The following is a 20,898-nucleotide window of genomic DNA, read 5'->3' as shown; positions in this document are numbered from 1 at the left end:
GCAATTTGGCCGCTTCAGCCACATGAGATACCTCGATGAGCCGTGACGAGATGAGCAGCGCTTTGAAAGCGCGTTTTGTCCCCGCGCTTCGCCAGCTTGGGTTCAAGGGTTCTTTGCCCCATTTTCGGCGACAACGAGATAGTCGGGTTGACCTTTTGACGGTGCAGTTCGATCGCCATGGAGGGGGCTTCGTCGTGGAGCTAGCTCAATGCGGCGCAGAGGGTATCACGACCCATTGGGGGAAAATCATTCCTGCAGCCAAGGTCAAGGCACACGATCTACATCCCCGTCAGCGCCATAGACTCGGGGCGTCTGGACCGAATAAGGACTACTGGTTTCGATTCGACGAGGGTACTTCGCCAAAGGCTGTCGCAGATACGCTATGCGCTCACATCGACGAGGCTGAGCGTTGGTGGGGCTAGTCGCTATCGACCCCTTTGCGGTGGCTATAGCCGCTCGGTCGCCTGCGGTCGAATCCTTCGCGGTGATCTTCGGCCAGCAACAGGCATTCGACATGGGCATCAAGACTGGTGACAATCGCAGATGCGTCGGCTGGACCATTTCGAATGCCGCATTGGAGTTGCAATGGCAAAGCATGGGCAATTCATCACGTTAGGTCGGTCAGTCATCGCATATCCGATAGCCGTGGCTGCGGGTGCGATGACGTTTATTCCAGCCCTTATTGTCGGAAGTACGCAACTCCCTGGTGTCGTCGCAAAGCACGGATTTGTGTTTAGCATTCCTCATGTTGTCGGAGCTGAGCTGGGCGCTGCCCTATTGGGCCTCGCGATTTTTGCGTTGCCGCTCTTCCCCTTCTACGTAGCCGGAATGATCGTTGCCAACAAAGCCGGAACGAGGCACTGGCTTTATTTCGCGACTATGGGCGTGGTGCTGTCCGTGGGCCTCTGGGCGGGCATGATCTTTTTGTCCCCCCGCGTTGACAACGAACATTTCGCATTCAGCGTGCTGATCCGGCTCGTTGCTCCCGTTGGGGTAGTGAGCGGTCTTGCTTGCTGGCTGTTCCTCTATCTTACGTGGCTGCGTGAGGCCTCATAGCCGTCGTCCGATTCTTCTTTTGAATGTCTGCTGTCGGCAAAGGCCGTGGTCCGCTGTGGGTCGACACGCGACGATCGCCGTTTCGTACAGATGGGTCATCCGTCTGCATACTTGGCGCGATTGAGCGCACATACGACGGCGGGCGGCTGAGTACGGGCGGCGTTCAAAGAAAGCACGTCTTTCGGGCGGTCCAGTAAATTCCCTACTTTCGGGTCTAGCCACCTTCGAACACTCCCACTGGGGTGCCGTCAGGGAGACGAACTGGATCACCTGCCAGAACTCTGTGCATCGGCTGCACCTGATAGCCGCAAGCCGCATCATCTTTTTCGAACTTCCCGGGCTTGGATGAGAAATGAGATCGATTCCGGGGGTTTACCCTAGATTGAATGTCAGTCGTTACGTTTTGCGGAACGATGGTCGTCAGAAATCGCTGGGTGGCCAGCAGCGTGCGCAACCCTGCGGCACGGCTACGTGGGTTATAAGTCATTGTTTTTATGGAATGTTCGCCCTGTTGGCGCGTCCGAGCGCAGGTCACGAGTTCAAACTTAAGTGAACAAAGTTCAAAGTTAAGTGAATCTCGACAACCCCCGCAAAAAATTCCCACCCCCATCCTTCTTGAATTTGTCACCGCCCGTCCATATAATTGGCACTCGCTGCACGAGAGTGCTAACAACATCGCCGGCTGGCCCAGCCAGCCGGGTTTTCTCAGCGTTCTTCAGTCTCAATCAAGAGAGGAGTATGTATGAACCTTCGTCCTTTGCATGATCGCGTGATCGTCAAACGTCTGGATCAAGAAACCAAGACCGCGTCGGGCATCGTGATCCCCGAAGCCGCAGCAGAAAAGCCGGATCAAGGCGAAATTCTGGCAGTCGGCCCGGGCAAGCGTGACGACAAGGGCGCACAAATCGCGCTCGACGTGAAGGTTGGTGACCGCGTCCTGTTCGGCAAGTACGCAGGCCAGACCGTTAAGGTCGACGGCAGCGAACTGCTCGTGATGCGCGAAGAAGACATCATGGCCGTGGTGCAGAAGTAAGCGCAAAGCGCTACTTACCCGGTTATATCCCAAGAATTCAAGGAGTTAGAAGATGGCAGCTAAAGACGTCGTATTCGGTGATTCCGCCCGTGCCAAGATGGTTGAAGGCGTGAACATCCTCGCGAACGCTGTGAAGGTCACGCTGGGTCCGAAGGGCCGCAACGTTGTCCTGGAGCGCAGCTTCGGCGGCCCGACGGTCACCAAGGACGGTGTGTCGGTCGCGAAAGAGATCGAACTGAAAGACAAGCTCCAGAACATGGGCGCGCAAATGGTCAAGGAAGTGGCTTCCAAGACCAGCGACAACGCAGGTGACGGCACCACGACCGCAACGGTCCTGGCCCAGTCCATCGTTCGCGAAGGCATGAAGTACGTTGCATCGGGCATGAACCCGATGGACCTGAAGCGCGGTATCGACAAGGCTGTGACTGCAGCTATCGAAGAACTGCGCAAGATCAGCAAGCCGTGCACGACCAACAAGGAAATCGCTCAGGTTGGCGCGATTTCGGCAAACAGCGACTCGTCGATCGGCGATCGTATCGCTGAAGCAATGGACAAGGTCGGCAAGGAAGGCGTCATCACGGTTGAAGACGGCAAGTCGCTGCAAGACGAGCTGGACGTGGTTGAAGGCATGCAGTTCGACCGCGGCTACCTGTCGCCGTACTTCATCAACAATCCGGACAAGCAAGTTGCTGTGCTCGACAACCCGTTCGTGCTGCTGCACGACAAGAAGGTGTCGAACATTCGTGACCTCCTCCCGGTTCTGGAACAAGTCGCCAAGGCTGGCCGTCCGCTGCTGATCATCGCAGAAGACGTCGAAGGCGAAGCTCTGGCAACGCTGGTTGTGAACAACATCCGCGGCATTCTGAAGACTGTTGCTGTCAAGGCTCCGGGCTTCGGTGATCGTCGTAAGGCCATGCTGGAAGACATCGCGATCCTGACCGGCGGTCAAGTTATCGCTGAAGAAACCGGCCTGACGCTCGAAAAGGCAACGCTGGCTGAACTGGGTCAAGCCAAGCGTATCGAAGTGGGCAAGGAAAACACCACGATCATCGACGGCGCTGGTGAAGGTGCCAACATTGAAGCGCGCGTGAAGCAAGTTCGCACGCAAATCGAAGAAGCAACGTCGGACTACGACCGTGAAAAGCTGCAAGAGCGCGTGGCCAAGCTGGCCGGCGGTGTTGCAGTGATCAAGGTCGGCGCTGCGACCGAAGTCGAAATGAAGGAAAAGAAGGCGCGTGTCGAAGACGCACTGCACGCAACGCGCGCAGCTGTGGAAGAAGGCATCGTGGCCGGCGGCGGTGTTGCACTGATCCGCGCTCGTACGGCAATCGCCGGTCTGAAGGGCGCTAACGCCGATCAAGACGCAGGCATCAAGATTGTTCTGCGCGCAATGGAAGAACCGCTGCGCCAGATCGTCACGAACGGCGGCGAAGAAGCCAGCGTCGTGGTGGCAGCAGTTGCAGCAGGCACGGGCAACTACGGCTACAACGCAGCAACCGGCGAGTACGTCGACCTGGTCGACGCTGGTGTTGTGGACCCGACGAAGGTCACGCGCACGGCACTGCAAAACGCAGCATCGGTGGCAGGTCTCCTGCTGACGACCGACGCAGCTGTTTGCGAACTGCCGAAGGAAGATGCTCCGATGGGCGGCGGCGGAATGCCGGGCGGCATGGGCGGCATGGGCATGGACATGTAATTTCGGATGGGGCTCCTCCGGGAGCCTCGTATCGAAACACATGGGGGCGGCGCGCTGTAAGGCGTGCTTCCCAAAAGAGAAAACCCGCAGCGATGCGGGTTTTTTCGTTTCCGAAGCCAGATGGATCTTTTATTTAGGGCTTCAGGAGATACGTCTCATGCAGATAGTCGAAGATCCCCGCCACGCTCGCGTCTTTGCTCTGCGTCGCGGTATCCACGCGTAACTCCGGGTTGGCCGGAGCCTCGTAGGGTGCGGACACACCGGTAAACGCCGTGATTGCGCCAGCCCGTGCTTTGGCATACAGACCCTTGGGATCGCGCCGCGCGCAGTCATCCACGGAAGCGGAGAGATAGGTCTCGACAAACCGGTCAGGCCCAATGATCTCGCGCGCCATGGCTCGATCTTCGCCCATCGGCGAAATCAACGCGGTAATCACAATCAGACCTGCATCGTTCATCAACTGGGCAACATGCGCCACGCGGCGGATATTCTCGCGCCGGTCTTCTTTGCTGAAACCGAGATCGCTGGCCAGGCCGTGCCGGACGTTGTCGCCGTCTAGCACATAGCACGGGTGACCCAAGGCGATGAGCTGTCGTTCCAGTTCATACGCAATCGTGGATTTTCCGGCCCCGGACAACCCGGTGAGCCAGACCGTGACGGCCTTCTGCTGGAACATCCGCGCGCGGTCCTGGACGTCTACCGAACCGCTGACGCGTTGCAGGAACGCTTGTGCAGGCTTGGCGGACGCCACGGATTTGCTTGCTTCGGGGGTGGTTCGAGCGCCATGGCCGGTGTCCGGGAGGTCGGGGCTGGCGTCAGAAGGGGAGCGGACGTAGGCGTGTGAATTGTCCACTTTAAAGATTCCCGCTGGGGTCAATGCCAGTCAATTGACCGGGGTGCCTAATCGAATGTTCGTTGCGGCAGGAACCGATCGCGCACGCGTGATCGCGCTGAGGCGAGTGAAAAGACGGGGTCCGAGGTGGCATAAGGGGCGCCGGCGACATTACAGTTCGTAAATTCTACTGGCTGATAAGCAATCCAGTTGTAACGTTTGATTACGTTTGTAATCAGGACGTGCGAATTTTCTGCTTGAACACCGCGTGCCAACGTGGGTACGTGATGATTCGTAACACGATTGACTGGCTGTTGTGGGAGCAAGGCGGTGCCAAAGGAGGCTAGCCCAGCGAGGGCTTGAAACAGCTGAGTTTGAGGATGTCCCTCAGGGGAGAAGGCATCGGGCCAATGCTGTCGGCGGCGCTGTCTTGAGCGGCGCGCAGAAACCCATGAAAGGCTGGAGTCGGTGCTGCGTAAGCTTGAGAGGTAAGCGCAGGAAATAATCCAGGGCGTACCGGCCGCCCGCGACCGGCCCCGCCCCGCATCGCTTAGTGCCGCGCTTCTCCCGGCGGCGCATCTTTCGCGCTACCCAGCGGCGTTTCTTCGTCGCTACTGCGGGCCCAGAAAAACCGGTCCGGCAGATAGGCCCCCATCCCGGGACGAAACGCGTTGCGCATGGCCTGATACAGATACTCCTGAGCTTCGCGCACAGCTTCAGCCGGGTCCTGACCGTTGGCCAGCAACGCTGCAATAGCAGCGCCCAGCGTGTCGGTCAAACCCATGATGCGGTGCGGGCCACGGTCCCACATATCCTGACGCAACTGGCCGTCGTCGCTGAAAAGCGTATTGACGAGCCGGTGAGTGCCGGTTTCCGTGGACAGGATGTATTCGCAGCCTTGCGATAGCAGGTGCGAGATTGCCGCGTCGAGACTCGGCGCCTCGGCGTCCCCGTCCGGCTGCGCGAGCGCGAGCAGGGTGGCGTGATCGGCCACAAGCAATGTGGTTTGTGGTGCGAGCAGGTCGGCAATCGCTTCGCGCAGTTCGTCGGCGGCGAGCACGTGCTCGTCGTCCAGCGTGAAATCGGGAGCGAGGATCAGCGGAATATCGTCGTAGTCGGCCACGACTTCGGCGATTGCGCTCACCACTTCCGCTCGCGTGGCGGCTCCTACCTTGAAGGCGGCGATGGGCATGTCTTCGAGCAGCATGCGCGCCTGGGTTGCAACGACTTCCGGATCCAGCCCGGTGACTTCGTCGCAGTTTGCCGAGTCGCGCACGGTGAAACCCGTCAGCACGCTGACGCCGTGGCAGCCCATGCTGGCTAGCGTCATCAGGTCGGCTTGCAGGCCGGAGGCACCCGTCGGATCGGAGAGGCCGAAGGTGAGAACGATCGGAGGCGTGTCGCTGGGCATGAAAATGGTTGGCAGGAAGTAGGCGTATGTAAGCGCGCAGCGTGGGCGCAGTCGCCTCAATTATGCGGCCTAAAGCGCTAACGGGGCGTTTTTTCGCATCCGCAGAGGACTTTGCGCACTGAATCGGGGCATCGTGCCGCGCCTTGTCCAGCTTCGTCTGCGGCGCGCCTGCGGCACGTCAACGTGGCGACTTTCGATTGCTAGGCATTGGGGCGGCAACACGGTACCATCATGGCTCTCGTTTCAACGCTCTTTTTGACGCGACACAAGAATGGAATATAGAAGCTGGATGTGCCTGATCTGCGGCTGGATCTACGACGAAGAAGCCGGATTGCCAGATGAAGGAATCGCGCCGGGCACGCGTTGGGAAGATGTTCCCATTAACTGGACCTGCCCCGAATGCGGAGCCCGCAAGGAAGACTTCGAGATGGTCCAGATCTGACCGTCGCAAGCGTCGCGCGTCCCGACGGGCGGCGTGATCGCGTTCGTCGGCTTGTCCGTGTTCATGTCGCCTGCCCATGATCCCTCGATCCGCATCACCTGTCTCTTTCGACGCACTGCCCAACCCGCGTGGCGGGTCGGTCCGTTCCGCGGAACTCGCGCTCGCTGAGGCGCAGCTTGCGCTCGAGCAGCGCGGCGACGCGGCGGCTGCGCTGTTGCGCGCGGCGCAGGCTTTCCGCGAGGCGGGCTGGCTCGGGGCGCAGAAGCTGGCAGATGCCTTGGTGCTGGTCTCGCCATTAACGGCTGCGGAACTACCCGAAGAACCTGACGCGCGTCAGGTGTTCACTGAGGCCTTGCACGATTTCCGTGCAGCGACCACGCGGCACAACCTGCGCGAGCTGTCCTGCTCGCCGATTCTGTACGGCCACTATCAGGCGCTCAGTGCACTGATTTCGCAGCGCACACCGGGCTTCACGGTCACCTACGAAGATTTTGCGCTGGCGGTGCGGCCGTTGCCGCCTGTGTCGTTCAGCGGGCAGCCGGCGGAGCGTCTCGCTCACTTGCGGGCTCGCTACGAGCGGGCCTTGTTGCCGGTGTTGCGGGCGCATTCGAGTGACGGAGCGGCCAGCGCTGCCGTAGCCGCGCTGACGCGCGCCGCGCTCGATGAACTCGACGCGTGCCTCGCCGAACTCGCGGGCCCCGATCCCTACGACTTCTGGCGTCTCGCTTCGGCATGTGCCCGCTCGCTGCGCGTGAGCGGTCACTTAGTCGGGGACGCAGACGCGCGGCGCTTCCACGCACGTTGCAATCTCGCGCTGGCGGATCATGCCCGCGGCTCGACGCTCGCTTCGCGCTCGCTGGTACGTGCGACGCTGGCGCTGCTCTGGCGCGATTACGCGCTCTTCGGTGCTGCAGCGGAGGATGCCGAACACGTCGAACTGCTGCACGATTACGGCTTGACTGTGGACTGGCACGTTGCCGCCACCCAGGAGTCGGAGGCGTTGTGGGAGGCGGGCGCGACGGAGGCGCAAGAGCTTGGCGCGGGTGGTCTGGGCGTGACGCGTACCCGCGAGTTGGGGGTGCTGACCGTCAATGCCCACGCGTATGAAGATTTCCTGCAGACGGCTGACGCGGCCATCGCCGCGCTCGCTGAACATGCGCGGGGCGCCGGTCAACTGGAAAAAGCCGATCCGAGCGAAGCGCTGCAGGCCGGCGACGCCGCGTATCGTCTCGGCGCCGCTGCGTGCGCGCTCGGCCTGGGCCACGTCGCGCTGCTCGCAGACGCACTCGGCCTCGCGTGGCGCCGCCGCGCGCATGCCGGTGTCTCGACACCTGCGGTGCGTGCGCACGTGATCGTGAGCGCGCCCGATGCACAGGCGCTCGAGCAAGGTGCTGAAGCGTTGCGGGCCATGCTGCACAAGATTGCCGCGGGCGTTGCTCCGCCCGCCGCCGGTCCTGCGTTGGCCGCGCTGACGCGGGCTATCGAGCAAGGCTGACGCCCTTGAGCCGCCTTGCAGATCGCATGCGCGGACGCACGAACCGGCACCCCTCGGATGCGCACCCGAATACGCACCGTTGGCGAGGTGTAAGCGCGTGATAGAGTGGCAACATGATCCGCAGTTCATGGATCGCGGCAGCTGACCTGCCCTACGCTCAAAGCCCGCCATTCCGCATCGTCTTTGCTAAAATCCGAACTATGTCCAAGAGTACCGATCGCATCAATCTGACTAACCAGTTCCTGATCGCCATGCCGAGCATGGCGGATCCTACGTTTTCAGGAACGGTGGTCTACCTTTGCGATCACAGCGAGCGCGGTGCGCTCGGCCTGGTGATCAACCGGCCGACCGATATCGATCTGGAAGCGCTGTTCAGTCGCATCGATCTGAAGCTCGAGATCGAACCCCTGCTGCATGTCCCAGTTTATTTCGGCGGCCCGGTGCAAACGGAGCGCGGCTTCGTGCTGCATTATCCGAAAGACGGCAGCCCTTATACGTCGTCGATGTCGGTGCCCGGCGGTCTGGAAATGACCACCTCCAAAGACGTGCTCGAAGCGGTGGCGAGCGGCACGGGTCCGGAACGTTTTCTCCTCACGCTCGGCCACGCAGGTTGGGCCGCGGGCCAGCTCGAGGAAGAGATCTCGAAGAACGGCTGGCTCACCGTCGAATCCGATCCGAAAATCGTGTTCGACGTGCCGGCCGAAGAACGCCTCGAAGCCGCGCTCGCGCTGCTCGGTATTTCCCTTTCGATGCTCTCGGGCGAAGCAGGTCACGCTTGACTGCTCCTCTCCGTGAAAGGAGAAGATTCCCACTTCGTAGAGCTTAGCCAATGCCTCAAAGAGACATGGGACTTACAACCTCTCCATGGGCTGAAACCGCCAGTCCGGCGGCCAAAACATTGCGAGCGGCGTTGATATCGCGGTCATGCGTTGCTCCGCATTCAAGGCACGTCCATGCGCGAACATCTAACGGCATTTTCGCGACCGTGTGGCCGCAGCTGGAACAGCGCTTCGAGCTGGGATACCAGCGGTCGACACCGATCAGCGATCGTCCGTACCACTGCGCCTTGTACTCAAGTTGCCTCACGAACTCCGACCAAGATGCGTCCGCGATCGATTTCGCGATACAACGATTGCTTTGCATGTTGCGGACTGACAGGCTTTCGACGGCGATCACTTGGTTTTCGTTTATCAACCGAGTCGAAAGTTTGTGCAGGAAGTCCCTGCGGGAATCTGCTGTCTTGGCACACATGCGCGCGACTTTCAGCTTGGCTTTCCTGCGATTCGCCGAGCCCTTTTGTTTTTTCGCGAGGCACCTTTGCAGCTTTGCCAGCCGGGCCTCGTTTTTTCGAAACGTGTTCGGCGCGGCAATTTTTTCTCCCGTAGACAGAATGGCAAAATGCGTAAGCCCGAGATCGATACCGATCTTCCCAGCGGTATCCGGTCGTGCGGTCACGACGTCGTCGCAAAGCATTGAAACGTGGTATCGACCTGCCACGTCTTTCGACACAGTGACGGTCGTTACCTTTGCGCCCTTGGGAATTGTGCGTGACCAGCGAATTGCAAGTGCCGCATTCATCTTCGCCAGTCTGAGAACGCTCCCGTTCCACTTGAAGGCACTGGTGGTGTATTCAGCCGACTGCGTGCCGTCCCTCCGTCGGAAGGTCGGGTACTTTGCGCGCCCTGCGAAAAAATTGGCGAAGGCCGTTTGCAGGTGCCTTAACGCCTGCTGCACTGGGACCGAGCTGACCTCATTGAGCCACGCGTGCTCTTCGCTCTTTTTGAGTTCGGTAAGCGCCGCGGAGGTTTCGTGATAACCCATGCGTTCCTGACGTCCATACCACGCGTCGGTGCGCTGTCGCAGCATATAATTATAGGCAAATCGCGCGCACCCGAACGTCCGGGCAAGAATCATTTCCTGCTCGGGCGTGGGGTAGAACCGGAATCGGTATGCGCGCTTAACGTTCATATCTCATACAGTACGCAATATTTGTGTGAGAGGCAACAAAGCCACAGCTTGAGGAATATGCCCTTTTCGGTCGCCATGATGGATAGAATTTCGCGGGGCAATGTGCGATGAGTAGCCCGGCCGGATGGGCGGCAACGCTGATGGCGTTCGACTATGGTGAAAAACGCATCGGCGTGGCGGTCGGCAACTCGCTGACCCGAAGCGCACGGCCGCTGGTAGTGGTGCAAAACCGTAACCGCGAGTATCGCTTCGAAGAACTCGGCAAGCTGATCGCCGAGTGGAAGCCGGATGCGCTGGTGGTCGGGTTGCCCATGCATCCCGACGGCGCACCGCATGAAATGACCCAACTCGCGAAACGCTTCGGCAACCAGCTCAACGGCCGTTTCAACCTGCCGGTGACATGGATCGACGAACGCTACTCGTCGGTCGAGGCAAAAGCCGGGATTCGAGCCGGCAATGGCCGCGCGGACATGCTCGACGCCGAAGCAGCCTGCATCATCCTCCAGCAATATCTAGACGGACTTTCCGACGATCATGAGTTCCATTGACGCCGAGGCACTGTATCGCGCTTTGCTCGAACAGATCCGTGCCGCTTATGGTGAACAACTCGGCGACCGCAGCGGCGCCAGCGGCGTCGTGCTCGCCGGCATCTACAGCGGCGGCGCGTGGCTCGTGGAACGTCTCGCGCGAGATCTGAACGTCGGTAGTTTCGGCGTCGTCAATGTCGCCTTGCATCGCGACGACTACGCGAAGAAAGGGCTGCACGCGCAGGCAAGTCCGACCTCGCTGCCGTTCGAAGTGGACAATCGCCGCATCGTGCTGGTAGACGACGTGCTGTACACCGGCCGGACCGTGCGCGCAGCGCTAAACGAGCTTTACGACTATGGGCGCCCGGCTTCGGTCGAACTCGCCGTGCTCGCCGATCGGGGCGGACGCGAGTTGCCGGTGGCGGCGCGTTTTGTCGGCGGGGTGGTGGATGTGCCGGCCGAGGCAACCCTCGTGCTCGCGCGCGACGACACCGCGGATCAGCGTTTCACGTTTCACACCGAAGCACGCGTCGATTGAGCGTGAGGTGTGTGCCGTGGCCGCCGCGGCGCACGCACTCAAAACAACTCAGGTACCCCATGAATACCGCTACTCAGGTTCCCAAGGATCCTCAGGACACCACTGGCGCTACGCCGTCGCCGGATCGCTTTCGCTACGGCTTCCTGAAGGGCAACCCGCAGCTCACCAAAAACGGTGAGCTCAAGCATCTGCTGACCATCGAAGGCCTGCCGCGCAAGATCGTCACGCACATTCTCGACACCGCCGAGCAGTTCGTCAGCGTGACGGACCGCGAGGTCAAGAAGGTGCCGCTGTTACGCGGCAAATCGGTGTTCAATCTGTTCTTCGAGAACTCGACACGCACCCGTACCACCTTCGAGATTGCCGCGAAACGCTTGTCGGCTGATGTGATCAACCTGAACATCAACGCGTCGTCGACGAGCAAGGGCGAGTCGCTGCTGGACACCATCAACAACCTGTCGGCGATGCATGCGGACATGTTCGTGGTGCGCCATGCTTCGAGCGGCGCGCCGTACCTGATCGCCGAGCATTGCGCGCCGCATGTGCACGTGATCAACGCCGGCGATGGCCGTCATGCACACCCGACTCAGGGTCTGCTCGACATGTACACGATTCGCCACTACAAGAAAGATTTCACGAATCTGCGGGTGGCGATTGTTGGCGACATCCTGCATTCGCGGGTGGCGCGCTCGGACATCCATGCGCTGACCACGCTCGGCGTGCCGGAGGTGCGTGCGATCGGTCCGCGCACGTTGCTGCCGGGCGGTCTGGAACAGATGGGCGTGCGGGTGTTCCACAACCTTGACGAAGGCCTGAAGGACGTTGACGTCATCATCATGCTGCGTTTGCAGAACGAGCGGATGAGCGGTGCGCTGCTGCCGTCTGCGCAAGAATACTTCAAGAGCTGGGGACTGACGCCCGAGCGTCTCGCGCTGGCGAAACCCGACGCGATTGTCATGCATCCGGGTCCGATGAACCGCGGTGTGGAGATCGACTCGCAGGTGGCGGACGGTCCGCAATCGGTGATCCTGAACCAGGTGACGTTCGGCATCGCGGTGCGCATGGCCGTGATGGGCATCGTGGCTGGCAACAACGACTGAGCAAAACAAAGGCAGCGATGAAGATTCATATTCAAGGCGGCACGCTGATCGACCCGGCGGCCGGCACTGAACAGCAGCAGGACATTTTTATTGCGGCAGGCAAGATCGTCGCACTCGGCGCAGCACCCGCGGATTTCCACGCGGCGAAGACGATCGACGCCAAGGGCCTGTCAATCGCGCCGGGACTCGTCGATCTCGCCGCGCGTCTGCGCGAACCGGGTTACGAACATAAGGCCACGCTCGAATCGGAAATGGCCGCGGCACTCGCGGGCGGCGTGACGAGCCTCGTCTGTCTGCCCGACACCGATCCGGTGCTAGACGAACCGGGCCTTGTTGAAATGCTCAAGTTTCGCGCGCGTAATCTGAACCAGGCGCACGTGTATCCGCTGGGTGCGCTGACGGTGGGCCTCAAAGGCCAGGTGATCACCGAGATGGTCGAGTTGACCGAAGCGGGCTGCATCGGTTTCTCGCAGGCGGACGTGCCCGTGGTGGACACGCAGGTGCTGCTGCGCGCGCTGCAGTACGCGAACACCTACGGCTACACGGTGTGGCTGCGTCCCGTGGATGCATATCTGGGCAAGGGCGGCGTCGCAGCGAGCGGGGCGCTGGCGTCGCGGCTGGGGCTGTCGGGCGTGCCGGTGTCGGCCGAGACCATCGCACTCCATACGATCTTCGAACTGGTGCGCGTGACCGGTGCACGTGTGCACCTCTCGCACCTGTCCTCGGCGGCCGGCATCGAACTGATGCGCGCGGCCAAGGCCGAAGGCTTGCCGATCACGTGCGATGTGACGGTGAACCATATCCACCTGATCGACCTCGATATCGGCTACTTCGACGCCCAGTTCCGCCTTGATCCGCCGCTGCGCTCGCAGCGCGATCGCGAAGCGATTCGCGCGGGCCTGGCCGACGGCACAATCGATGCAATCTGTTCCGATCACACCCCCGTCGACGACGATGAAAAGCTGTTGCCCTTCGCCGAAGCGACGCCGGGCGCGACGGGTCTGGAGCTGTTCCTCTCGCTGACAGTGAAGTGGGCGGACGAGGCCGGCGTACCGTTGGCTAAAGCGCTCAACCGTATCACCGCAGCTCCGGCTGCCGTGCTGAAGCTGGAAGCCGGCCGCATTGCAGTGGGCGCCTGCGCCGATCTGTGCATCTTCGATCGCAACGCGCACTGGCGCATCGAACCGCGCGTACTGAAAAGCCAGGGGCATAACACGCCGTTCCTAGGCTACGAACTGCCGGCACGCGTACGAACGACGATCGTCTCCGGACACGTTGCATTCGAACAGCGCTAACTTAGGACTGCATCCATGCTCGCATTTCGCAAGGCCCGGCTGATCGCACATCTGCTGCACGGCATGTTCACGGTAGCAACGCGGTTTCCGCGCGCAAGCGCTACTGAGCGGGAAGCGCTCAACCGAGCGTGGTCGCTGAAGATGCTGCGGCTGTGCGGCATGCGTCTTGTCGTCCATAACGACAGCGCGCGGCTCGACGCCGGCGCGCTAGTGGTGGCTAATCACATCTCGTGGATCGATATCTACGTGATCAACGCATGGCGGCCGACGCCGTTCGTCTCGAAGGCCGAGATCCGTCAATGGCCGGTGGTGGGCTGGCTCGCGCAGCAACTGGGGACCGTGTTCATCCAGCGCGAAAAACGCAGCGACGCCAAGCGGATCATGCACGAACTGTCCGACCGTTTGAGCGCAGGCGAACTGATGTGCGTGTTCCCGGAAGGCACCACCTCCGATGGCCTCACGCTGCTGCCGTTCCACGCCAATATGTTTCAGGCGGCAGTGTCTGCGGCGAGCGCGGTGCAGCCGGTCTGTCTGATGTACGAAGATGCGCAGGGCCGGCAATCGACCGCGCCGGCGTATATCGGCGACATGTCGCTTGGCCAGTCGCTCGACGCGCTGCTGCGCGGGGGTCCGCTGACGGCGCATGTCTATGTGGGTGAGGCGTTAGTGCCGGGCGCGGACCGGCGCACGCTGGCAGCGCAGGCGGAACAGACGGTAGGAGCGGCGCTACGCAGCTTGCAAGGAGCGGGCGCGCCTGCTCGTGCCGCGGCCGTTCTGGAAAGCGAAGCATCGGCCATTCCGAATGCCACCGATGCAGCCGCGTCGCACGAAGGGACGCTGATCGACAACGTCGATCAGCACGGGCGTTCAGCTTAGTTGGGGCAGCGGGCCGGGCCTAATTGCCCGAGTTGGCTGAGGACCGGCAGTCCGTGCACTCGACCTGGGTTAGCGTGCGTTCGGCCGGATTTGCCGCGAGTCGCACCGCGGACAATTCCTCGCCCCACACGCAACCCGAATCGAGGCCGACCAGATTGTCGCGCATAACCAGACCCAGCGCGGCCCAGTGACCGAATACCACGGTGATGTCGGATGTTTTACGTGAAGGTACGTCAAACCACGGCATAAAACCCGGCGGCGCGGAATTGAGACCGCCGCTCGTACTGAAGTCCATCTCGCCGTCCAGATTGCAAAAGCGCAGGCGCGTGAGGGCGGTGCAGGTCAAACGCAGACGGTCGATGCCCTTCAGGCCCGGCTTCCAGCGGTTCGGCTCGTTGCCGTATAAACCCGCCAGCGTCTCCTTCCAGTTCGGCGCGCGCAGCGCCCGCTGCAGTTCATCGGCGAGTTCGAGCGTGAGCGTCACATCCCATTGCGGCAACACGCCTGCATGAACCAGCAGCATGTTGTTCTCGAAGTGCGCTACCGGCAGATGGCGGACCCAGTGCAGCAGATCTTCGGCATCGGGCGCGGCGAGAATTTCGTCAATCGTGTCGCCCTTCTTCGATTTGCGAATGCCGGCCGACACCGACAGCAGATGCAGGTCATGATTGCCGAGCACCGGCTTGGCACGTTCGCCAAGTGCGATGATGTCATGCAGCGTGGCGAGCGACTCGCTGCCGCGATTGATCAGGTCGCCTGCGAACCACAGCGGCGTTTCGGGCGACGGCGCAACCTTCGCAAGCAGTTGCTGGAACGGAGTGCGGCAACCCTGCAGGTCACCGAAGGCAAGAGGTACGGAATGCGGAAGGCTGGGAACGGTCATCTGGGGACGGAATCAGGTACACGCTGACGGTGGATGCAACATGGTAGCCTGACATAATAGCCCGTTTGATGCGACGGTATTGCGACGCTTTAAGGACCAGGAGAAAGAGGGTGAACGGAGAAACGACGAAACCAGCGACGCACGCTGAACGCCTGACACGGACTCTCGTTACGGGCGCGAACGGCTTCACGGGCAACTGGCTGACCGGCAATCTGCTGGCAAGCGGCCATGCCGTGACTGAGACAGTGGCGGGGCAGGGCACGCCGGAAACGCCGTCGCGGCGGTGGCTCGATATCACTTCGCCGGAGGAGTGCCGCCGGGTGATCGACGAGGTGCGGCCCGATTACATCGTGCATCTTGCGGCCATCAGTTTTGTCGCCCATAACGATCCGCTCGATTTTTATCGCGTCAACGTGCTTGGCACATTGAACCTGCTGCAGGCATGCGCGGATGTCGGTCATACGCCGCGCAAGGTGCTGGTGGCAAGCAGTGCGAACGTCTATGGCAACGTGACCAGCGAGGCGGTCGACGAGAGCTTTCCGGTTGCGCCGGTGAATCACTATGCAGCCAGCAAGGCGTCGATGGAGTCGCTCGTGCGCACGTGGTTCGACCGGCTGCCGCTGCTGATTGTCCGGCCGTTCAATTACACAGGACGCGGGCAGACCACAAATTTCCTGGTGCCCAAGATCGTGGAACATTTTGCCCGCCGCGAGCCTGAAATCTCGCTGGGGAATATCGACGTGGCACGTGACTTTTCGGATGTCCGCTACGTGGTACGGGCATACGAGGCGCTGCTGGACTCCGGTGCCGTGGGTGAAACGGTGAATGTGTGTACCGGACAGCCCTATACCCTCCGGGAGATTCTGGCGATGGCCAGTGAGATCACAGGCCATGAACTGGAGATCCGGGTCAATCCGGCGTTTGTGCGCCAGACCGATGTGAAGATGCTGGCTGGATCGCCGGCCAAGCTACGCAAGCTGGTGCCGGAGGTCGAGGCGATTGGATTCCGGGACACGCTGCAATGGATGTTGGCGGCCTGAAAGCGGCCGGAAATGGCGCAGCAGCTACTGATTCGATGACGGCGCCTTACACGGCGCCATTTTGTATGTCCATTTGCAACGCGGGCTTTTCCCAGAGTATTCAGATCGGAATCGATTCCCGGGAATTGTCAGTAACTTCGGGTAATTTCCTCTTATTCCGTCATATCTGCATACGGTCGTTGTCAAGCTGTTTCAAGTTGTTAGGGCTCTAGTTTTTAGCTGCTGCCGCTTTATAATCGGGGCATCATAAAATTTGGGCATTCTGGCGCCTGTTTTTTGCATGGGACGCAGCCGTAAGGCAATCACAAGGCGTCGCACACCAACCATACGGGTGACCGGATCGACGCGTCGGGTCGCATCGACTACGAACATCTAGCAAGGAATTCTATGATCCTGGTAACGGGCGGTGCCGGTTTTATCGGCGCTAACTTCGTGCTTGACTGGCTGAACGCCTCGGACGAACCGGTCCTCAACCTCGACAAGCTGACCTACGCAGGCAATCTGCGTACGCTCAAGTCGCAGCAGGACAATCCGAAGCACGTGTTCGTGCGTGCGGACATCTGCGATCGGGCAGCGCTGGACGCGCTGTTCGCCGAGCACAAGCCGCGTGCGGTGCTGCACTTCGCGGCCGAGAGCCACGTCGACCGTTCGATCCACGGTCCTGCTGATTTCGTTCAGACCAACGTGGTGGGCACATTCACGCTGCTGGAAGCGACCCGCTCGTACTGGAGCGCGTTGAGCGACGCAGACAAGGCCGCTTTCCGTTTCCTGCACGTTTCGACTGACGAGGTGTTTGGCTCGCTGTCGGCTACGGATCCGCAATTCTCGGAAACCACGCCTTACGCGCCGAACAGCCCTTACTCGGCCACCAAGGCCGGCTCCGACCATCTGGTTCGCGCCTACCACCATACGTACGGCCTGCCCGTGCTGACGACGAACTGCTCGAACAACTACGGCCCGTACCAGTTCCCCGAGAAGCTGATCCCGCTGATGATCGCCAACGCGCTGGCTGGCAAGCCGCTGCCGGTGTACGGCGACGGTCAGAACGTGCGTGACTGGCTGTACGTGGGCGACCACTGCAGCGCAATCCGGGAAGTGCTTGAGCGTGGCGTGCCGGGCGAGACGTACAACGTCGGCGGCTGGAACGAGAAGAAGAACCTTGACGTCGTGCATACGCTGTGCGACCTGCTCGACGAGCAGCGGCCGAAGGCGGCCGGCTCGTACCGCGATCAGATCACGTACGTGACGGACCGCCCCGGCCACGACCGCCGCTATGCGATCGACGCGCGTAAGCTCGAGCGCGAGCTGGGCTGGAAGCCGGCCGAGACGTTCGAGACGGGTTTGGCAAAGACGGTGCGGTGGTATCTCGACAACCAGGAATGGGTCGACGAAGTCGCTTCGGGCGAATACCGCAAATGGGTTGAAACCAACTACGCGCAGCGCGCGTAAAGGCAACGTCATGGCGCGCAAGGGCATTATTCTCGCGGGCGGATCGGGTACGCGCCTGTATCCAATCACCCACGTCGTTTCGAAGCAACTGCTTCCGGTGTACGACAAGCCGATGATTTACTACCCGCTGTCGACGCTGATGGTGGCGGGCATCCGCGATGTGCTGATCATCTCCACGCCGCAGGACACGCCGCGCTTCGAAGCCATGCTGGGCGACGGCAGCCAGTGGGGCATGAATATCCAGTATGCGGTTCAGCCGACGCCTGACGGTCTGGCTCAGGCGTTCATCATTGGCCGGAATTTCGTGGGCAATGATCCTTCGGCGCTGATCCTTGGCGACAACATTTTCTACGGCCACGATCTCGCCAAGCAGCTCGAGCGCGCCAACGCGCAGGAGCAAGGTGCGACTGTGTTCGCGTATCACGTGCACGATCCCGAGCGCTATGGCGTGGTGGAATTCGACAAGCAGTTTCGCGCGCTGTCGATCGAGGAAAAGCCGGCCAATCCGCGCTCCAACTACGCAGTGACGGGGCTGTACTTCTACGACAAGCAGGTGTGCGATATCGCGGCCGATATCAAGCCTTCGCCGCGTGGCGAGCTTGAAATTACGGATGTCAATTCGCGCTATCTGTCCAAGGGCGAACTCAACGTCGAGATCATGGGACGCGGTTTTGCGTGGCTCGACACCGGCACGCATGATTCGCTCATCGAAGCCGCGACGTTTATTGCCACGTTGCAAAAGCGCCAGGGCCTGGTCGTGGCGTGTCCGGAAGAGATTGCTTACCGGCAGCAGTGGATTGATGGGGAGCAGTTGTCAGCGCTTGCCAAACCGCTCGCGAAGAACGCCTACGGAAAGTATCTGCAAAACATTCTTACGGACCAAGTCGCATGGCCATCCAAGTAACTGCTACAGCGCTGCCGGAAGTCAAGATTGTCGAGCCGAAGGTGTTCGGCGATGCGCGTGGCTTCTTCTACGAGAGCTTCAACGGTCGGGAGTTCTCCGAGCACGTTGCACCGGGTGTCGAGTTCGTTCAGGACAATCATTCGCGTTCCGCGAAAGGTGTGCTGCGCGGCTTGCATTATCAGATCGTGCATGCGCAGGGCAAGCTGGTGCGCGTCGTGGAAGGCGAGGTGTTCGATGTTGCGGTGGACATCCGCAAGAGCTCGCCGAACTTCGGCAAGTGGGTGGGCGTGACGCTGTCGGAGGAGAATCATCGGCAACTGTGGGTTCCGCCGGGTTTTGCTCATGGTTTCGTTGTGCTCTCTGAATCTGCGCAGTTCTTGTATAAGACGACGGATTACTGGTACCCCGAACACGAGCGCAGCATCGTCTGGAACGATCCGGAGATTGGCATCGAATGGCCGATCGACAGCGAACCGTTGCTGGCTGCGAAGGACGCGGCGGGCAAACGGTTGGCGGAAGCCGAGCATTTCGCGTGAGGTCTGTGGTGACAAAGCGTGAAGAGCAAACCATCCTGCTAACCGGTGTGAATGGGCAAGTCGGCTTCGAACTGGCGCGCAGCCTGCAAGGGCTGGGTAAAGTCGTCGCGCTGGATCGCACGGAGCTGGACCTTGGCGATCTGGATCAGGTGCGGCGCGTCGTGCGCGAAGTGAAGCCTGGTCTGATCGTGAATCCTGCTGCGCATACGGCAGTCGATAAAGCGGAAACCGATGTCGAAGCTGCGATGCGTCTGAACGCCGAAGCGCCTGGCGTGCTGGCTGAAGAGGCAAAGCGGCTTGGCGCGGCGCTCGTTCACTACTCCACGGACTATGTGTTCGACGGCACCAAGAACGGTGCATACGTCGAGAGCGACGCGGTCAATCCCCAGAACGTTTATGGCAAAAGCAAGCTGGCCGGCGAGCAGGCGATTGCGGCGTCGGGGTGCGCGCATCTGATATTCCGCACGAGCTGGGTGTACGGAACGCGCGGCAAGAATTTTCTGCTGACGATGCTGCGCCTCGGCGCGGAGCGCGAAGAACTGAGCGTGGTGGCCGATCAGATCGGCGCGCCCACCTGGTCGAATACGATTGCGGCGTTGAGCGCGAATGTGCTGGCACAAGCCGCGGCGGTGGGTGAGGGCGACTGGTGGCAAGAACACTCCGGCATCTACCACCTCACGGCTTCGGGCGCGACTTCGTGGCATGGTTTTGCCGAGGCGATTTTCGAATTTTCGGATCTACCGAAAAAGCCCATCGTGAAGCCGATTCCGGCCGCTTCGTATCCGACGCCGGCGGCGCGACCCGCTAACTCGCGCATTTCGAACGACAAGCTCGCCAACGCGTTCGGCGTCCGTGCCCCAGACTGGCGCGATGCGTTGCGTCTATGCATGGCGGCGCGTTGAGCGGCGATCTTTACACGTTACGCACTGGCGCGGTTGTGGTTTTCTACAACCCGGATTCCGCGTGCATCGCGCGGGCCAACCGGCTCGCCGAGGTGATGCATTGCGTGGTTGTCGACAACAGTCCTTCAGTGCGGACGGCGAGCGAGGTGGGCCTATCTGCTGCCGTCAGTTATTTACCTAACGGCGCAAATCTTGGCATTGCTACGGCCATCAATCAGGGCGTGGCAGCGCTGATTGATGGTGGCTTTGATGCCGCGATTCTTTTTGACCAGGACAGTGAGCCGTCAAGGCAGTTGCTTGACGGATTGCCGCGCCTGCTTGAAGAGGCGTTGCGGCGCCACGAGCGTGTGGCGTTGATTGGCCCGGCGTACGAGGACCTGCGTCTTGGCGACGTAGCGCCGTTCGTGCGCTTTGGGTATCTGAAGCTGCGTCGGATACCACCGGTTGGTGTCACGCCTATCGATGTTGATTTTTTGATCAGCTCGGGGTCGTGCATCAATCTCGCTGCATGGCAGGAAGTTGGCCCCATGGACGACGCGTTGTTCATCGATTTCGTCGATCTGGAGTGGTGCATCAGGGCGCGCGCGAAGGGTTTCGCGGTACTCGGCGCACCCGAATTGCGGCTCGCTCACGAACTGGGTGGCGAGCCGGTGCGCGTTCTCGGACGGCTGTATCCGAGCCATAGTCCGCTGCGTCATTATTATCTGTTTCGGAACGCGGTTGCGTTGATCAAGCGCAGCTATGTTCCGTGCACGTGGAAGTCCACGGAGCTCATCAAGTTTCCGTTTCGCCTCGCGATATATGGGTTATTCCTGCAGCCGCGTCTTGGCCATCTGCGGATGGCTCTGACTGGTATCTGGCATGGATTGATCGGTCGCATGGGTGCTCTGGAGCAACATTGAAATCAATGAGCGT

23 protein-coding genes are annotated in these 20,898 nt (G+C 60.8%); 18 read left to right on the top strand and 5 right to left on the bottom strand.

The genetic code is table 11. The features are described 5' to 3' along the window. Window positions 1–14: 14 nt before the first annotated feature. A complete protein-coding gene (locus tag P3T24_RS28860) occupies window positions 15–179 on the bottom strand; it encodes a hypothetical protein (protein WP_429440208.1) in 165 nt (54 codons plus the stop codon). Here P3T24_RS28860 and P3T24_RS28855 point away from each other — a divergent pair. From P3T24_RS28855 to groL, 4 genes are all read left to right on the top strand, one after another. Next, a complete protein-coding gene (locus tag P3T24_RS28855; protein WP_429440195.1) occupies window positions 114–422 on the top strand; it encodes a DUF4304 domain-containing protein in 309 nt (102 codons plus the stop codon). The two genes, P3T24_RS28860 and P3T24_RS28855, sit on opposite strands and share 66 nt — an antisense overlap. 163 nt (window positions 423–585) lie before the next feature. Continuing rightward, entirely contained in the window at window positions 586–1,056 is a 471-nt protein-coding gene (locus P3T24_RS28850) for a hypothetical protein (protein WP_429439958.1), read from the top strand. A gap of 742 nt (window positions 1,057–1,798) precedes the next feature. After that, entirely contained in the window at window positions 1,799–2,089 is a 291-nt protein-coding gene (groES, locus tag P3T24_RS28845) for a co-chaperone GroES (RefSeq protein WP_025496518.1), read from the top strand. Window positions 2,090–2,141: 52 nt separating this feature from the next. Further along, complete coding sequence (groL, locus tag P3T24_RS28840; protein ID WP_074265692.1) at window positions 2,142–3,785, top strand: chaperonin GroEL; 1,644 nt, start codon at window positions 2,142–2,144, stop codon at window positions 3,783–3,785. Between the two features lie 133 nt (window positions 3,786–3,918). Here the strand turns inward: groL and cysC are convergent, their stop codons facing one another. Then, entirely contained in the window at window positions 3,919–4,536 is a 618-nt protein-coding gene (gene cysC / locus P3T24_RS28835; RefSeq protein ID WP_429439955.1) for an adenylyl-sulfate kinase, read from the bottom strand. A 631-nt stretch (window positions 4,537–5,167) separates the two neighbouring features. Beyond that, window positions 5,168–6,028: a hydroxymethylpyrimidine/phosphomethylpyrimidine kinase gene (locus P3T24_RS28830; protein ID WP_074265690.1), complete on the bottom strand. Its 861-nt coding sequence runs from the start codon at window positions 6,026–6,028 to the stop codon at window positions 5,168–5,170. A gap of 271 nt (window positions 6,029–6,299) precedes the next feature. Here P3T24_RS28830 and P3T24_RS28825 point away from each other — a divergent pair, with 271 nt between their 5' ends. The 3 genes from P3T24_RS28825 (at window position 6,300) to P3T24_RS28815 (ending at window position 8,744) form a co-directional block, all read left to right on the top strand. Then, entirely contained in the window at window positions 6,300–6,470 is a 171-nt protein-coding gene (locus tag P3T24_RS28825; protein ID WP_008342674.1) for a rubredoxin, read from the top strand. Between the two features lie 76 nt (window positions 6,471–6,546). Further along, window positions 6,547–7,965 (top strand): hypothetical protein, encoded by a 1,419-nt coding sequence (locus P3T24_RS28820; RefSeq protein WP_429439953.1) that lies wholly within the window; start codon window positions 6,547–6,549, stop codon window positions 7,963–7,965. Between the two features lie 200 nt (window positions 7,966–8,165). Continuing rightward, window positions 8,166–8,744: a YqgE/AlgH family protein gene (locus P3T24_RS28815; protein WP_074266193.1), complete on the top strand. Its 579-nt coding sequence runs from the start codon at window positions 8,166–8,168 to the stop codon at window positions 8,742–8,744. A gap of 55 nt (window positions 8,745–8,799) precedes the next feature. On the opposite strand, the gene P3T24_RS28810 is transcribed toward P3T24_RS28815, so the two are convergent. Further along, window positions 8,800–9,933 (bottom strand): RNA-guided endonuclease InsQ/TnpB family protein, encoded by a 1,134-nt coding sequence (locus P3T24_RS28810; protein WP_429439950.1) that lies wholly within the window; start codon window positions 9,931–9,933, stop codon window positions 8,800–8,802. Window positions 9,934–10,040: 107 nt separating this feature from the next. Here P3T24_RS28810 and ruvX point away from each other — a divergent pair, with 107 nt between their 5' ends. Genes ruvX through P3T24_RS28785 form a run of 5 tightly spaced genes read left to right on the top strand, consistent with a single transcriptional unit; the run spans window position 10,041 to window position 14,269 of the window. After that, window positions 10,041–10,481 carry a Holliday junction resolvase RuvX gene (gene ruvX / locus P3T24_RS28805; protein ID WP_074265687.1) on the top strand — a complete coding sequence of 147 codons (441 nt, stop codon included), beginning with the start codon at window positions 10,041–10,043 and terminating at the stop codon, window positions 10,479–10,481. Beyond that, a complete protein-coding gene (gene pyrR / locus P3T24_RS28800; RefSeq protein WP_429286461.1) occupies window positions 10,468–10,998 on the top strand; it encodes a bifunctional pyr operon transcriptional regulator/uracil phosphoribosyltransferase PyrR in 531 nt (176 codons plus the stop codon). The genes ruvX and pyrR overlap by 14 nt, the downstream gene beginning before the upstream one ends. A gap of 59 nt (window positions 10,999–11,057) precedes the next feature. Then, a complete protein-coding gene (locus P3T24_RS28795; RefSeq protein WP_074265685.1) occupies window positions 11,058–12,098 on the top strand; it encodes an aspartate carbamoyltransferase catalytic subunit in 1,041 nt (346 codons plus the stop codon). Window positions 12,099–12,115: 17 nt separating this feature from the next. Beyond that, entirely contained in the window at window positions 12,116–13,393 is a 1,278-nt protein-coding gene (locus P3T24_RS28790) for a dihydroorotase (RefSeq protein ID WP_429439947.1), read from the top strand. A gap of 15 nt (window positions 13,394–13,408) precedes the next feature. Then, window positions 13,409–14,269: a lysophospholipid acyltransferase family protein gene (locus P3T24_RS28785; RefSeq protein ID WP_429439944.1), complete on the top strand. Its 861-nt coding sequence runs from the start codon at window positions 13,409–13,411 to the stop codon at window positions 14,267–14,269. 19 nt (window positions 14,270–14,288) lie between these two features. Here the strand turns inward: P3T24_RS28785 and P3T24_RS28780 are convergent, their stop codons facing one another. After that, window positions 14,289–15,152 carry a symmetrical bis(5'-nucleosyl)-tetraphosphatase gene (locus P3T24_RS28780; protein WP_429439941.1) on the bottom strand — a complete coding sequence of 288 codons (864 nt, stop codon included), beginning with the start codon at window positions 15,150–15,152 and terminating at the stop codon, window positions 14,289–14,291. A 110-nt stretch (window positions 15,153–15,262) separates the two neighbouring features. On the opposite strand from P3T24_RS28780, the gene P3T24_RS28775 reads away from it, so the two are divergent. The 6 genes from P3T24_RS28775 (at window position 15,263) to P3T24_RS28750 (ending at window position 20,885) form a co-directional block, all read left to right on the top strand. Then, window positions 15,263–16,192: a GDP-mannose 4,6-dehydratase gene (locus tag P3T24_RS28775; protein WP_429439938.1), complete on the top strand. Its 930-nt coding sequence runs from the start codon at window positions 15,263–15,265 to the stop codon at window positions 16,190–16,192. A gap of 387 nt (window positions 16,193–16,579) precedes the next feature. After that, complete coding sequence (rfbB, locus tag P3T24_RS28770; RefSeq protein WP_074265680.1) at window positions 16,580–17,641, top strand: dTDP-glucose 4,6-dehydratase; 1,062 nt, start codon at window positions 16,580–16,582, stop codon at window positions 17,639–17,641. A 10-nt stretch (window positions 17,642–17,651) separates the two neighbouring features. After that, window positions 17,652–18,545, top strand: coding sequence for a glucose-1-phosphate thymidylyltransferase RfbA (gene rfbA / locus P3T24_RS28765; protein WP_429439935.1), 894 nt, complete (start codon window positions 17,652–17,654; stop codon window positions 18,543–18,545). Then, window positions 18,530–19,081: a dTDP-4-dehydrorhamnose 3,5-epimerase gene (gene rfbC, locus P3T24_RS28760; RefSeq protein WP_429439932.1), complete on the top strand. Its 552-nt coding sequence runs from the start codon at window positions 18,530–18,532 to the stop codon at window positions 19,079–19,081. Before rfbA ends, rfbC begins: the two co-directional genes overlap by 16 nt. Before the next feature lie 8 nt (window positions 19,082–19,089). Further along, on the top strand, window positions 19,090–19,983 hold the full coding sequence (rfbD, locus tag P3T24_RS28755; RefSeq protein WP_429439930.1) for a dTDP-4-dehydrorhamnose reductase: 894 nt from the start codon (window positions 19,090–19,092) through the stop codon (window positions 19,981–19,983). Continuing rightward, window positions 19,965–20,885: a glycosyltransferase family 2 protein gene (locus P3T24_RS28750; RefSeq protein ID WP_429439927.1), complete on the top strand. Its 921-nt coding sequence runs from the start codon at window positions 19,965–19,967 to the stop codon at window positions 20,883–20,885. Before rfbD ends, P3T24_RS28750 begins: the two co-directional genes overlap by 19 nt. Window positions 20,886–20,898 lie beyond the last annotated feature (13 nt).

The sequence above is a fragment of the Paraburkholderia sp. GAS33 genome, from assembly GCF_050436645.1.
Classification (GTDB): Bacteria; Pseudomonadota; Gammaproteobacteria; order Burkholderiales; family Burkholderiaceae; genus Paraburkholderia; species Paraburkholderia phenazinium_B.
This window is presented reverse-complemented; position numbering and strand designations above follow the sequence as displayed.